General features: G+C 76.2%; 7 protein-coding genes. 5 read left to right on the top strand and 2 right to left on the bottom strand.

Annotated elements, in window-relative coordinates:
* Window positions 1–110: 110 nt before the first annotated feature.
* Window positions 111–3,719, top strand: coding sequence for an NACHT and WD repeat domain-containing protein (locus IE248_RS38215; protein WP_190031435.1), 3,609 nt, complete (start codon window positions 111–113; stop codon window positions 3,717–3,719).
* A gap of 117 nt (window positions 3,720–3,836) precedes the next feature.
* Here IE248_RS38215 and IE248_RS21590 read toward each other — a convergent pair whose 3' ends face one another.
* Window positions 3,837–4,511 (bottom strand): ABC transporter ATP-binding protein, encoded by a 675-nt coding sequence (locus IE248_RS21590; protein WP_229895460.1) that lies wholly within the window; start codon window positions 4,509–4,511, stop codon window positions 3,837–3,839.
* A 213-nt stretch (window positions 4,512–4,724) separates the two neighbouring features.
* On the opposite strand from IE248_RS21590, the gene IE248_RS21585 reads away from it, so the two are divergent.
* From IE248_RS21585 to IE248_RS21570, 4 genes are all read left to right on the top strand, one after another.
* Window positions 4,725–7,991, top strand: a complete 3,267-nt coding sequence (locus IE248_RS21585) for an FtsX-like permease family protein (protein WP_190031434.1) — start codon at window positions 4,725–4,727, stop codon at window positions 7,989–7,991.
* Complete coding sequence (locus IE248_RS21580) at window positions 7,988–10,768, top strand: hypothetical protein (RefSeq protein WP_190031433.1); 2,781 nt, start codon at window positions 7,988–7,990, stop codon at window positions 10,766–10,768. Before IE248_RS21585 ends, IE248_RS21580 begins: the two co-directional genes overlap by 4 nt.
* A complete protein-coding gene (locus IE248_RS21575; protein WP_073793953.1) occupies window positions 10,765–11,772 on the top strand; it encodes an ABC transporter ATP-binding protein in 1,008 nt (335 codons plus the stop codon). The genes IE248_RS21580 and IE248_RS21575 overlap by 4 nt, the downstream gene beginning before the upstream one ends.
* Window positions 11,773–11,856: 84 nt before the next feature.
* A complete protein-coding gene (locus IE248_RS21570; protein ID WP_124289854.1) occupies window positions 11,857–13,317 on the top strand; it encodes a condensation domain-containing protein in 1,461 nt (486 codons plus the stop codon).
* A 26-nt stretch (window positions 13,318–13,343) separates the two neighbouring features.
* On the opposite strand, the gene IE248_RS21565 is transcribed toward IE248_RS21570, so the two are convergent.
* Window positions 13,344–14,573, bottom strand: a complete 1,230-nt coding sequence (locus IE248_RS21565) for an RNA polymerase sigma factor (RefSeq protein ID WP_073793950.1) — start codon at window positions 14,571–14,573, stop codon at window positions 13,344–13,346.
* Window positions 14,574–14,593 lie beyond the last annotated feature (20 nt).

Genomic DNA, 14,593 nt, shown 5'->3' with positions numbered 1-14,593 from the left:
ATGCCGGCCGCCGGCGCCGGCCACGGCTCGCCGGTCCGGCCCCTGCCGCGGTGTCCGGGGGCCGGGCCCGGTTTCCCAACTCCGAGGCCCGGCGACTAGGTTCGTCGGCTATGCAACGACGGCCCCTCGCACTGGTACTCGACGTCCTTCTGATGCTGCTGGGAGCCCTGCTCGGGATAGCCACCAACTACGCGACGAGCGTGGAGGGCGAGGTGCCGCTGCCGCTGCGGGTGCTGCGCGCGTGGTCGATACCCCTGGTCGGGCTGGCGCTCCTCGCCCTGGCCTGCGGTCAGGTGTGGCTGCGCTGGCTGGAGCGGCGCCCGCTGCCCGCGCCCCCGTCGTGGACGGCCGGGCAGCCCCCGTACCCGGGCCTGGAGGCGTTCGGGGAGGCGGACGCGGCCGTGTTCTTCGGCCGCGAGCGGGAGACCGCCGAGCTGGTGGCCCGGCTGCACCCGCCCGTACCGGCCAGGGCCCGGCGGTTCGTGACCGTGGTCGGCCCCTCCGGATCGGGCAAGTCCTCCCTGGTGCGCGCCGGGCTGCTGCCCGCCCTGACCGCGCGCCGCTCCCGCTGGCACGCGGGGCCCGTCTTCACCCCGGGGAGCGACCCGGTCGGCGCGCTCCGGCAGGCGGTCGCCGAGGCCGGGCGGGCGCGGCCGCTCGTGCTGGTGGTGGACCAGCTGGAGGAACTGCTGACGCTGTCGGGGCCCGGGGAGCGGACGGCGTTCGCCGCGGAGGTACGGGAACTGCTGCGCCGGGAACCGAAGGTGTGGCTCGTCGGCACGCTCCGGTCCGACTTCCTGACCGGGTTCCTGGAGGCGGACCTCGCGGAACTCGCGCACGAACCGGTGCTGATCGGCCCCCTCGGGCGGGACGCCCTGCACGAGGTGGTGGCCCGGCCGGCGGCCGCGGCCGGGGCCTCCTTCGAGCCGGGCCTGGTGTCCCGGATCGTCGACGACTGCGGCGGCGGCGACGCCCTCCCGCTGCTCGCGTACGCCCTCCAGGAGCTGTACGCGCGCGCCGGCGGCGCCGGGTCCACCCTCACCCACGCGCACTACCGGGAGGCCGGCGGGGTCGCGGGCGCGCTGGTCGGTCAGGCCGACCGGATCCACGCGGCGCTGCTCGGTCCGGGCCCCCGGGAGGGCGCCGACCCGGTCGTGGAGATGCTGCTGCGGCTGGTCACCGTGGAGCGGGACGAGCCGACCCGCCGGCGCGTACCGAGGGACGAACTCGGCCCCGCCGAGCGGGAGATGGCGGACGCGTTCGTCGCCGGCCGGCTGCTCACCTCGGACGCCGGGACGCTCGGCGTCGCGCACGAGGCGCTGCTGCGGCAGTGGCGGCCGCTGCGGCTGGCCGTCGCGGACCGGCTCGACCAGCTGCGCCGCCGGGCCGAGCTGGAGCGCTGGGCGCAGGAGTGGGAGTTCGCCGGGCGCGCCGGGGCCTATCTGCTGACCGGGGAGCGGCTCCAGGCGGCCCGGGCGTGGCAGGCGGGCGCCGGGGCTCCGCTGTCCGGGCTCGCGGCGGAGTTCGTCGGGGCCTCCGCCCGCTGCGACGGCGACGCCCGGGCCCGTACCGCGGACGCCGTGGCCGCGCGGGTGCTGGAGAACGTGGAGCGGGAGCCGGAGACCGCGATCGGCATCGCCCACGCCGCGGTCACCGAGTACGCGCCGACACCGGCCGCCGTCCAGGCGCTGCGGTCGGCGGTGGACGCCTCCCGGCTGCGGGCCGTCCACCAGGACTTCGACCGGCCGGTCACGGGCGCGGCCTGGTCCCCCGACGGCAGCCGGCTCGCGGCCTGTTCGGGGGACGGGCGGATCCGGGTGTGGTCCGGTGCCGGGCTGGAGTCCGGGGCGGGGGCCGCGTCCGAGACCGGGCCCGGAGCCGGAACCGGTCCCGCATCGGAACCGGAGGCGGGAGCGGACGGCGGGAGCGGCTCCGCGGCGGCGCCGGTCGAGATCCCCGTCCCGGGCGACTGGCCGCGCGCGGTGGCCTGGTCCCCCGACGGCACCCGGCTGGCGTGCGTGACGCGCGACGCCCGCCTCACGCTGTGGTCCACCACCACCTGGCGGCCGCTGAACACCGTGAGCCAGCCGGACATGCGCGGCGGGGGCGGCGGCACCGGACTCTCCGTGGTGGCGTTCTCCCCGGACGGCCGGCTCCTGGTCACGGGCGGCGCCGGCCCGCTGCGGCTGTGGCACACCGACACCCTCACCCTGGCCGGGACCCTCGTCGGGCACGCCCGCATGCTGTGGAACGCGGTCTGGTCGCCGGACGGGACGCTGCTGGCCGCGTCCGGGAAGGACCGCCGGGTGCGGATCTGGCGGGTGGCGGACGGCCGGGTGGTCCGGGTGCTGCGGCACCAGGACACCGTGGCCGCGCTCGCCTGGTCCCCGGACGGCACCCGGCTGGCCTCCGGCTCCACGGACCGGACGGCCGTGCTCTGGGACCCGTACACCGGCGAGAACCTGCGCACCCTGCGGAGCATGGACGGCATCAACTGCCTGGCCTGGTCCCCGGACGGGCGCCGGCTCGCCGCCGGGGACCAGGACCGGGGCGCCCGGATCTGGGACCTGGACGCGCCCGATCCGCAGGACGCCGCGGCCGTCTGGCTGGCCGGTCACACCGACACCCTGTACGCCGTGGCCTGGTCCCCCGACGGGGCGCGGCTCGCGACGGCCTCCCGCGACCGGACCGTGGCCGTGTGGGACGCGGGCGCCCCGCGGGCGGTGCTGCGCGGGCACACCGACTCCGTGTGGCAGACCGACTGGTCGCCGGACGGCACCCGGCTCGCGAGCGCCGCGCAGGACGGCACCGTACGGCTGTGGGACCCGGCCGACGGCGCCCCCGCCGGGATCCTGCGCACCGGGGAGTGCGGGGACCTCGCCTGGTCCCCCGACGGCACGCGGATCGCCGTGGGACGCCGGGACGGCAGCGCGGCCGTCTACGGGACGGACGGTACGGAGCACACCGCCCTCCACGGGCACCGCGAGGAGCTGTCGGCGGTGTGCTGGTCCCCGGACGGCGCCCGGATCGCGACCGCCTCGCGCGACGGCAGCGTACGGGTCTGGGACGCGGCCGGCGGCCGGGCGCCCCGGGTCCTGTCGGGGCACGCGGACTGGGTGACGGGGGCGCACTGGTCCCCCGACGGGGCGTGGCTGGCGACCTGCGGCACCGACCGTACGGTCATCGTCTGGGACGCGGAGAGCGGCCGGTCCGTGGCCACCCTGAGCGGTCACACCGACCACGTGTGGAAGGTCGCGTGGTCGCCGGACGGCACCCGGCTGGCCACCGGATCGCGCGACCGGACCCTGCGCGTATGGGAGTTCCCCGGCGCGGCCGGTGCCGACCCCGGCGCGGCCGCCGCCGACCCCGCAGCCGGGCCCGTCGTGCTCTCCGGGCACGACGAGCGGGTCCAGGACCTCGCCTGGTCACCCGACGGTGCGCGGCTCGCTTCGGTCTCGCGGGACCGGACGGTCCGGCTCTGGGACCCGGCGGGCGGTACGGCCGTCTCGGTCCTCGGTGTGCACGCCGACTGGGCCAACGGGCTGTGCTGGTCCCCCGACGGCACCCGGATCGCCACCGCCTCGCGCGACCGGACCGTACGGCTGTGGACCCCGGCCGCCTCCGACGCCGGGCCGCTGCTCCGGCTGGCCGCCGCCCGGATCCTGCACCCGCCGACGCGGGAGGAACGGCGCGCCTATCAGCTGCCCCCGCGCCCCTGAGCCCCTGAACCCGTCGCGGCCCGGGGTCCGGCTCCGGGTGCGGCTGCGGACCCGAAGCGGAATCCTGCTTCGCCGTGGGTTTCGCCGGGTTGCGTACGGAGGCCACCGCGTCGGGGGCTACTCCGCCGGCTCCACGACGCGGCCGTCGCGCAGTTCCACCACCCGGTCGGCGAGTTCCATCAGGGCCGGGTCGTGCGTGGCGACGAGTACGGTCACTCCCTCGCTCCGCACCACCGCCCTCAGCAGCCGCATGATCGAGCGTCCCGTCTCGGAGTCGAGCTGCCCGGTGGGCTCGTCCGCGATGATCAGCGCCGGGTCGTTGGCCAGCGCCCGGGCGACGGCGACGCGCTGCTGCTGTCCGCCGGAGAGTTCGCCGGGCCGCTGCTCCGCGTGGTCGGCGAGGCCGACCAGGGCCAGCAGGGTGCGGACCCGCTCCTCGCGCCGCGCGGCCGCGACCTTGCGCATCCGCATCGGGACGCCCACGTTCTCGGCGGCGGTGAGGACGGGGATCAGGCCGAACGACTGGAAGACGAAGCCGATGCGGTCGCGCCGCATCGCGAGCAGTCCCTTCTCGTCCAGTCCGGCCAGGTCGGTGCCGTCGAGCGTGACGCTGCCGCGGGTCGGGGAATCGAGTCCGCCGACCAGGTTGAGGAGCGTGGTCTTTCCGGAACCGGAACGTCCTTTAAGGGCGGTGAGTTCGCCGCGGCGAATTTCGAAAGAGACTCCGCGCAGGGCGTGAACGGCCCGTTCTCCGGTACCGAAACTGCGGTGCAGATCCTCGGCGACCACCATCGGGGCCAGGGTCGGGTCCAGGGTCGTGGTCAGCTGTCGCGTCATGCTGGAATCCCCCTCGATTCGGCCGGTCAATTCCCCCCGGCACACTGCTTTTTCGAATGTGCTCATCATGCACATCCTGCCCGCGAGGCCCTTCCCTTGCCCTTTTCCGTCTGACAGCATCGTCCGCTATCCGGTGCCAAAGGTCCGGATCGGGGAGGGCAAGAACAGATGATCGGCTTCGTCGTGCGCCGGTTGCGCGGGCGGTGGCCGCTCGCCGCCGCGGTGCTGCTGACCGCGCTCATCACCACCACCGTGCTGACCGCGCTGCTCGCGTTCACCCGGACCGTGGGCGAGGCCGGGCTGCGCCAGGCGCTCCAGGGACCGGGGCGGGCGCGCAGTGCGGTCGTGGTCACCGGTGACCGTCCGCAGTCGGCGCGCGCCAAGGACGACCGGGCCGTACGGACCTTCGCGGCCGACCTGTTCGGCGACCGGCGGGTCGGGATCGAGAGCCTGGCGCGCAGCCGTTCGTACGGGCTGCCCGGCGAGCACGCCCCGGGCAAGGACGCCGACCTGACCGTGCTGGCGGCCCTCGACCCCGGGCGGGTACGGCTCGTCGCGGGCCGGCTGCCGAAGCCGGCGGCGGGCGCGGACGGCCGGATCCAGCTGGCCGTTCCGCAGACGACGCTGGCCCGGCTCGGCCTGACGGCGGGCGCGCTGCCCGCCGAGGTCCGGCTCGACGACCGGTTCGGCGGGCCGCCGCTGACGGTGCTGGTGACCGGCGTGTACCGGGCGGCCGAGCCCGACGCCCCGTACTGGCGGCTCGATCCGCTGGGCGGCCGGGAGATGCGGGTCGGCGCGTTCACCACGTACGGCCCGCTGCTCGTGGACGATTCCGTGTTCACCTCGGGCGGGCTGCCGCAGAACGGCCGGAGTTCCCTGCTGACGCCGGATCTCGACGGCCTGCGGCCCGCGGAGGCGGCGGCGATGCGGGAGCGCGCGACGGGTCTGCAGGCCGGGCTCCAGACCTCGTCGGCGCTCCAGTCGCAGACCGAACTGCCTGAATTCCTGGCTGCGTTGGAGTCGGGGCAGGTGGTCGCCCGGTCCAGCCTGCTGGTCGGCGCGCTGCAACTGGCGGTACTGGCCTCGGCGGCGCTGCTTCTGGTGGCTCATCTACTCACGGAGCGCCAGGAGTTCGAGCGGGTGCTGCTCACGGCGCGCGGCGCCTCGCGCCGCCGGCTCGGGGCGCTCACCGCGACCGAGTCGGTGCTGCTGGCCCTGCCCGCCGCCGTCCTCGCGCCGCTGTTCACCCCGCCGCTGCTCGGGCTGCTGGGCCGGGTGGGCCCGCTGGCCCGGGTGCCGCTGGGCGACACGTCGGGGACCTGGCTGCTGTGGCCGGTCGCGGCGGGCTGCGCGCTGGTGTGCGTGCTGCTGACGACGCTGCCGTCCGTACTGCGCGGGGCGACGGCGGGGGCCCTGCGCCTGGCCGGGCGCCGGCAGGCGCTGGTGGGGAGCGCGGCCCGGTCCGGCGCGGACCTCGCGCTGGTGGCGCTCGCGTTCCTCGCGTACCGCCAGCTCGACCGGTACAGCGGGGAGGGCGGCGTTCCGGCCGGTGGAGCGGGGCGCCTGGGGGTGGATCCGGTGCTGGTCGCGGCGCCGACGCTGGCGCTGTGCGCGGGCACCCTGCTGGTCCTGCGGCTGCTGCCGTTCGCGGCGCGGCTGGGCGGGCGGATCGCGGCCCGCGGGCGCGGGCTGGGCCCGGCGCTGGCGGGCTGGCAGCTGGCCCGCCGGCCGGGGCGGGCCACCGGGCCCGTGCTGCTGCTGGTCCTGGCCGTCTCCAGTGGCGTCCTGGCGCTGGGGCAGCACACGGCGTGGTCCGGATCCCAGCGCGACCAGGCCGATTTCGCCACCGCCGGGGGCCTGCGGATCTCCGAGAGCGAGCTGGCTCCGCTGGGCCGGGGCGGCCGGTACGCGGCGCTGCCCGGCGGTGAGCGGGTGCTCCCCGTGATCCGGTCCCGGCAGGACCTGCCGGACGGGAAGGCCGGGCAGCTGCTGGCGCTGGACGCCGCCGCCGTCGCCGAACGGGTGCCGCTGCGCGAGGACTTGAGGGACGGCCGGCCGATGAAGGAGCTGTTCTCCCCCCTCGCGGCGGACACCGCCGGCTCCCCCGGCTCGGCCGGCATCCCGCTGCCCGGGGCCCCGCGCCGCATCGATCTCGACGTGACGGTCCAGCGCACCGGTGACGGGAGCGGTCCCCGCCTCGGCCTGTTGCTGCGCGACCGGTTCGGGCTGACCTACCAGTTGCCGATGGTCCGTCTCCCGGACAGCGGCGACGCCACCGCGGCGTTCAACGTCGGCGCGCTGGTCGACGCCCCGGTCGGGTCCGCGGCGCCGCCCCTGAGCATCGCCGGGGTGCTGGTCTCCCACAGCACCTCCTCGGGCAACGCCGGTCAGCTGGCCGTGCGCGGGATCTCCGTCGCGCGCGACGGGTCCGGCCCGGCGGTTCCGCTCCGGGTCACCGCGCCCGCCTGGACCCTGTCGGCCCCGGCCCGGAGCGGCAGCGGCGCCTCTCCCAACGGGCTCCTGCTGCCGGACGACCAGGACCGTCAGGACGCCTCCGGTGGCGCCCCGCCGCTGCTGCGGCTGGGGTACAACGGCGGGGCCGGCTCCGAGGTCGCGGTGACCACCGGCGGGGCCGGCGCCGCCGACGTCCCCGGGATCGCCACGCACGCCTACCTCGACGCCGTCGATGCCAAGGTCGGCGATGTCGTGCCCGTCACCCTGGCGGGCACCTCCGTACCGGTGAGGATCACCGCCGCCGTGGGTTCGCTGCCCACGGCCGGGGACACCGCCGTGGCCGTCGACGCCGCCACCGCCGGGCGGCTGCTGGCCGCGCGCGGCGGGCTGGAGCTGCCCCCGCCCGACGAGTGGTGGCTGCCGGCCGCGTCCGCCCACGACCGCGCTCCCGCCGAGGCCGCCGCCGAACTGCGCGCCGGGGCCCGCACCCAGCGGGTGGAGCTGCGCGAGGAGGTCGCCGCCGGGCTGCTGGACGACCCGCTGAGCGCGGGCCCGCAGGCGGCGCTGGCGGCGCTCGCGCTGGCCTGCGCGGTGCTCGCCGCGATCGGGTTCGCCGCCTCGGCGGCGGCCGCGGCGCGCGAGCGGGGCCGCGAGTTCGCCATCCTGCTGGCGCTCGGGGCGCCCCGGCGGGACCTGGCCCGGACGGCCGCCGCCGAGAGCGGTGTGCTGGTCGGTCTCGGGGCCGGGGTCGGGCTGGCACTGGGCGCGGCCATCGTGCACCTGGTGGTCCCGCTGGTGGTGCTGACCCCCGCCGCGCGCCGTCCGGTGCCGGAGGTACTGGTGGACCTGCCGGCCGGGGAAACGTTACTGCTGACCGCCGCCATCGCCGCGGTACCGCTGCTGTCGGCGGTGCTCGGCAGCACGAGGAACAGGAACGTCATGAACACAGCCGCCCGGCTGCGGCACGTGGAGGAGATGTGACCAGCCCGCCGCCCGGCCCGCCGCCCGGCACCGTTCCGCCGCCCGGCCCCGTCCCGCCCCGGCGGAACCGCCCCACGCCCTGGGTGCGCACCCGGCTGCGGGCGACCCCGACGGCCTCGCTGCTCGCCGCCGCCCTCGCCTTCGTCGCCGTCCTCCTGGCCGCCGGCCTGCCGCGCGCCCTGGACCGGGGCGCCGACCAGGCCCTGCGCGACTACCTGACGGACAAGGGACCCACGGCGGCGAGCCTGTACGCCACCGCCGGCCCCCGGCCCGCCGGCCGCTCCGCCGGGGAACTGGACTCCGTACTGGACGTGCTGCGGGCGAGGACGGGAGACGGGTTCGGCCTCGTTCCCGGCGCCGAGGTGCACGGCTCGCTCGGGCTCAAGACCCGCTCGCTCACCAACCCCGAACTCCCCCAGCCCGAGGCGGTACCGGTCGCCCTCGGCCTCGGCTACCTCAAGCAGGCGCCCGAGCACACCAGGCTCGCCGCCGGCCGCTGGCCGGACGGCGCGGCGCCCGGGAAACCGGTCGAGGTCGCGCTGTCGCACCGCGCGGCCGAAACGCTGAACGTCCGCGTCGGCACGGTGCTGAACGCGGCCCCCTCCGTGACCGGAGCGGCCTCCGCCGAGGTGGTCGGCCTGTACGAGGCGGCCGACGAGGCCGATCCGTACTGGGGCGACCTGCCCTGCGTCACCCACGCCTGCCTGCGGGTGTACCCGGCCAAGCTGCCCAAGAACTACTGGCAGACCTTCGCCCTCGTCGGCGCCGGCGGGCTGGAGCAGCTGGTCCAATGGGGCGGCGGCGCCACGGACTTCTGGCGGCTCCCGGTGGACACCGGGAGCCTGCACGTCCACGAGCTGCCCGAGACCCGGCGGCAGGTCGCCGCGTACGTGTCCGGTCCCACCGCCACGCAGCTGATGCAGGACTCCAACCGCAACGACCTGCGGATCAGCTCCCGGCTGCCGGCCCTCTTCGAGGAGGCCGAGGCGCGCCGGCAGGCCGCCGCGCCGCTCACCGCGATCGGTCCGGCCGGGGTCGCCGGGGTGGCCCTGGTGGTGTTCTGCCTGGCCGCCGCGCTCACCGGGGACCGGCGCGAGACCGAGCTGGTGCTGCTGCTGGCGCGCGGCGGCTCGCGCCCCGAGATCCTGCGCAGGCTCCTCGGCGAGAGCGCCGTGACCGTACTGCCGGGCGCGCTGCTCGCGACCGCGCTCGCGGTGTCGCTGCTGCCGACGCCGCGGCTGGCGCCCGCGCTCCTCGCGGCCGCCGCCATCACGCTGTTCGCGCTGCTCGCGTTTCCCGTACGCGCGCTGGTGCTGCTGTCCCCCCGGCGCGGGCGGCCCGCCGCGCGCCGGCGCCTGGTCGGGGAACTGCTCGTCTTCACGGCCACCGCCGCGGCCGTGTACGAGGTCCGCTCGCGCGGGATCGCCCCGGCCGGGCAGAGCGTGGACCCGCTGCTGATCGCGGCGCCGCTGCTGCTGGCGCTGTCCGGCGGGCTGTTGCTGGCCAGGATCCAGCCCCCGCTGATGGGGGCCCTGGCCCGGAGCGCCGGGCGGGGGTCGGGAGTGATCGGCTTCCTGGGCCTGGCGCGCGCCGCCCGGGGCGCCGGGGGCCGCGGCAGGCCCTCCGTACTGCCGCTGGTGGCGCTGCTGCTCGCCGTCACCACGGCCGGGTTCGGGGCGAACGTCCTGACGGCGGTCGACGGCTCCCGCGCCCAGGCGGCCCGCCAGAGCGTCGGCGGCGACGCCCGGATCGCCGCGGCCGCCGGGGACTCGCTGCCGCCGGCGCTGACGGAGGCGGCCACCGCTCTGTCCGGGGTGCGCACCGGCCTCCCGGTGTGGACGGACTCCGAGGCGTTCCTGTTCGGCGCCGGCGGGCAGGGTTCCCCGCGGATCACGGTGGTCGTCGCGGATCCGGTGGCGTACGCGGAGCTGGCCCGGGCCGTGGGGCGCGGGCAGTTCGATCCGGGACTGCTCGCGGGCGGCGCGGCGGCGGCGAACGCCCCGGTACCGGCGCTGTTCAGCAAGGACCTGGCGGCGAAGGCCACCGAGGACGGCTACCGGCTACGGCTCGGCGGCGGCGAGGAGCTACGGGCGCGGCCCGTCGGGGAGTTCGACGGCACGCCCGCGCTGCCCGGCGCCGGCGCGGCCACGATCGTGCTGCCCGCCGGCCCCGTCCTCGCCCACGTCCCCCGGGCGGCGAAGCCCAACCTCTGGTTCGGGCTCGGGCCCGTCGCGGACGCCCGGCTGCGGGCGCTCGTCCGGGAGACGGTCCCGGCGGCGGTCGCCGAGCGCCTGCTGATCCAGACCAGTGAGGCCACCGCCGCCGAGCTCGGGCGTGATCCGCTCCAGGCTTCGGCGGGCCGGATCTTCTGGGGTTCGGTCGCCGCCGCGGCCGTCTTCGCACTGCTGGCTCTGCTGATCACGCTGGCGCGGGCGGCGCCCGAGCGGGCGGCGTCGCTGGCGCGGTTGCGGACCATGGGCCTGCGGCCGCGCCAGGGCATCGCGCTCATCCTCGCCGAGGCGCTGCCCCAGGCCGTCGCCGCAGCCTGCGGCGGAGGCCTGCTCGCCGCGGCCGCCGTCGCGCTCCTCGGCCCCGCCGTGGACCTCTCCGCCCTCGTCGGCACCGCCGTCCCCACCGGCCTGCGCGTCCTCCCCCGTCCCCTCACCACCCAGACCCTCACCCTCGCCGCCCTCGCGGTCCTCGCCGTCCTGGCCGAAGCCGCGGTCTCCGGACGGCGCCAGATCACCACCGAGCTCCGAGCGGGAGACAGCCGATGACCAGCCCCACCCTCGACGACCTGCGCCGCCAGGCCCTCGCCGCGGCCGCCCCGCGCGGCCACGCCGCCGACGCCGCCATCACCTGCGACCGCCTCGTCCGCATCTTCAGCACCGACGGCATCGAGGTCCAAGCGCTCCAGGGCCTCGAACTCACCGTCCGCCAGGGCGATCTCGTCGCCCTCGTAGGAGCCTCCGGCAGCGGCAAGTCCACCCTGCTCAACATCCTCGCCGGCCTCGACACCCCCACCGCCGGCCAGGCCACCGTCGCCGGGTACGACCTCCTCGACATGCCGCCCAAGGAGCGTCTGCGCTACCGCCGCTCGGCCGTCGGCTTCGTCTGGCAGCAGACCGCGCGCAACCTCCTCCCCTTCCTCACCACGGCCCAGAACATCGCGCTGCCCATGCAGCTGGGGGACCCCCGCCGCAGGTCCGCCCGCGCGCACGCGGCCCGCGTCGACCAGCTCCTCGACGCCCTCGGCATCGGCGACCTCCACGCCCGCCGGCCCGCCGAACTCTCCGGCGGACAACAGCAGCGCGTCGCCATCGCCGTCGCCATGGCCAACGATCCCGCCGTCCTGCTCGCCGACGAACCCACCGGCGAACTCGACTCCGAGACCGGCGCCGCCGTCTTCGAGGCGTTCCGCACCGTCAACCGCGAACTCGGCGCCACCGTCGTCATCGTCACGCACGACCCCCTCGTCGCCGGCGAGGTCCGCCGTACCGTCGCCATCCGCGACGGCCGCACCAGCAGCGAGGTCCTGCGCCGCACCACCACCGACGAACACGGCGAGGAGACCACCACCGAACGCGAGTACGTGATGCTCGACCGCACCGGCCGCGTCCAGCTCCCCCACAAGTTCCTCCAGGCCCTCGGCATGGAACACCGCGTCGCCGTCGACCTCGCCTCCGACCACATCGCCGTCCGCCCCGACGCCACCGAGGACCCCGAGGACCCCGAGAGCCCCGAGGCCACCGGGGACCCCGACGGGACGGGCCCCCGGTAGGCCCCCTCCGGGCCGGGCGTCACTTCCGTGCTGCGGGTGTCGTTAGGGGCTGGGGGTTGACTCTGGGGGCGAAGGGATGACGGAATGCGGCAGTTTCCTCTGGAGATGCACCACTTGGCGCCCGGACGGGTGGTCGAGTGGCGGTTGCGGTCCACGGCGGCGCGGGCCCGTGGCCGGGACGGGGCGGCGGACAGGAGGGCGTCCTTCAACCAGGACAAGCACTTCACCGTCGCCGAGGAGAGCCGCGGGTCCGGCGACCCGGTCGCGTCCTGGCTCGCGGTGACCTTCGAGGTGGCCGGCCGGCTCGACGAACAGGCGCTGGCCCAGGCCCTGCTGGCCTTCGTCCGGCGGCACGAGGTACTGCGCTGCGAGTTCCGCCGGCTGGCGGGTGAGCTCTCCTGCGCACCCTTCACACCCGCCGAACTCGCCCTGGACGCGGTGCCCGTGGGCTCCTTCGACACCTCCGAGGGCTTGCGCGGCTTCCTGACGGAACGGTTCACGCGCAGCATCGACACGCTGTCCTGGCCGCTGTTCACCATGGGCGCCGTCCTGCGCGAGGACTCGGCGACGGTGTACCTGGCCTTCGACCACATCGTCTGTGACGGCATGTCGATGCCGATCGTCGTCCGCGAGGTGCTGACCGAGTACGAGGCCCTGCGCCGCGGCCTGGACGCCGGGCTGCCGGCGGCCGCCCCGAGTTACCTCGACTTCGCCGACGAGCAGCGCCGGCGCTACCTCTCCATCGACGCGGGCGACGAACGCCTCGACTACTGGAAGTCGTTCATCGCGCGCAACGGCGAGTTCTTCCCGCGCTTCCCGCTGGACCTCGGCGTGGAGCCGGACCGGATGTACCCGATCGTCAACGAGGCCTCCGAGCTGCTCGACGCCGCCGAGGCCGAGGTGTTCGAGAAGTCCTGTCTCGCGGTGGACGGGAAGCCGTTCATGGGCGTGCTCGCGGCGGTCGCGTTCTGTCTGCGGGAAGCGGGCGGGCCCGGCGTGTACCGCGGGTTCATGCCGGTCAGCGAGCGCGGTCGCGGCCCCTGGAACCATGCGGTGGGCTGGTTCGTCAACACCATGCCGATCGAGTTCGACGCCTCGCCCGGCCGGGACTTCGGCCAGGTCATGGCCGGGGTCAGGGCCGGATTCAGCGAGATGATCAGCCACATCGACGTGCCGTTCGTCCGGGCGTGGCAGCTGCTGGCGCCCGAGGAGTTCGCCGCCCAGTCCTGGCCGTACCCGGTGAACTTCTTCTCGTACATCGACATGCGCAAGGTCCCGGGCGCGGAACGCCACGGCGACTGGCGGCCCGCCACCCACGTCTGGTCGGCGCGCGCCAACGGGGCCTGTTCCTGGTTCCAGCGGGACGCGGCCGGCCTGCACATGAACTCGCTGTACGTGGACACCCCGGCGGCGCGCCGCACGATGGGCGATTTCCAGGAGGCGCTGCGGCGCACGGTGCAGGACATCGCCCGTGGCGGCGGCTTCCGGCGGCCGATCGCGCTGACCCCGCCCCGGCAGCCGGTGCGCGGCGGCGTCGAGGTCTGACGGCCGGGCGGGCGCGAAGGCCGCGTTCAGGTCTCCGACGCCTCGGCGGCTCGCCCCAGCAGCAGCGCCCGTTCCCGGGCGTTGCGGGTGAGGGAGGCGGCCCGCTCGAACTCGGCGCGGGCCTCCGCCCGGCGGCCCAGCCGCCGCAGCAGGTCACCCCGTACGCTCGGCAGCAGGTGGTACGCGCGCAGGGCCGGCTCCTGCGCGAGGGCGTCGACGATCGCGAGCGCCGCCTGCGGGCCCTGCGCCATGGAGACGGCGACCGCCCGGTTGAGTTCGACCACCGGCGACGGGACCAGTTGGACGAGCCGCCCGTAGAGCGCGGCGATGGTCGTCCAGTCGGTGTCCTCGTACCGGACGGCGTCCGCGTGGCAGCCGGCGATGGCGGCCTGTACGGAGTACGGCCCGCTGCCCGCGCGGCCCATGGCCTCGATGCCCCGGCGGATGAGGAGGCGGTTCCACCGGGACCGGTTCTGGTCGGCGAGCAGCACCGGTTCGCCGTCGGGGCCGGTGCGGGCGTTGATCCGGGAGGCCTGGAACTCCAGCAGCGCCGCCAGGCCGTGCACCTCGGGCTCCTTCGGCATCAGGGCGGCCAGGACGCGGGCGAGCCGGAGGGCGTCCTCGCACAGGGCCGGGCGGACGAGGTCCTCGCCGGCGGTCGCCGCGTACCCCTCGTTGAAGATCAGGTAGATCACTTCGAGGACGGAGGAGAGCCGCTCGTCTCGGTCCGCCCCGTACGGGACCTCGAAGGGCACCCCGGCCTTGGCCAGGGCCCGCTTCGCCCGGACGATGCGCTGGGCGACGGTGGGCTCGGAGGTGAGGAACGCGCGGGCGATCTCCTGGGTGGTGAGCCCGCCCATCAGGCGCAGCGTCAGTGCGATCCGGGCGTCGGTGGCCAGGACGGGATGGCAGGCGGTGAAGATCAGCCGGAGCAGGTCGTCGTCGATGTCCTGCGGTCCGGCCGGCTCCGCGGGCGGGGGGACGTCCTCCAGGGTGCGGCCGACCTCGGCGAGCTTGCGGGCGTAGGTCTCCTTGCGGCGGACGAGGTCGACGGCGCGGTGTTTGGCCGTGGCCATGAGCCAGGCGCCCGGTTTCTCCGGGACGCCCGACTCGGGCCACTGTTCGAGGGCGGCGACCAGGGCGTCCTGCGCGATCTCCTCGGCGATGCCGATGTCCCGCACGATGCGGGCGACACCGGCGATGATGCGCGCGGACTCGATCCTGAACACCGTCTCGACCGCTTGGGCCGCCGTCACTGCCGTCACGGCCACCCATC

The organism is Streptomyces goshikiensis (genome assembly GCF_014650555.1).
Taxonomy (GTDB): Bacteria; Actinomycetota; Actinomycetes; order Streptomycetales; family Streptomycetaceae; genus Streptomyces; species Streptomyces goshikiensis.
Note: the sequence above shows the minus strand (reverse complement) of the source record. Positions and strands in the feature narration are given on the sequence as shown.

Excerpts from the sequence above, each read along its gene's own strand:
- IE248_RS21585 (WP_190031434.1), top strand. The coding sequence starts at position 4,725 with ATGATCGGCTTCGTCGTGCGCCGGTTGCGCGGGCGGTGGCCGCTCGCC.
- IE248_RS21590 (WP_229895460.1), bottom strand. The coding sequence starts at position 4,511 with ATGGTGGTCGCCGAGGATCTGCACCGCAGTTTCGGTACCGGAGAACGG.
- IE248_RS21570 (WP_124289854.1), top strand. The coding sequence starts at position 11,857 with ATGCGGCAGTTTCCTCTGGAGATGCACCACTTGGCGCCCGGACGGGTG.
- IE248_RS38215 (WP_190031435.1), top strand. The coding sequence starts at position 111 with ATGCAACGACGGCCCCTCGCACTGGTACTCGACGTCCTTCTGATGCTG.
- IE248_RS21575 (WP_073793953.1), top strand. The coding sequence starts at position 10,765 with ATGACCAGCCCCACCCTCGACGACCTGCGCCGCCAGGCCCTCGCCGCG.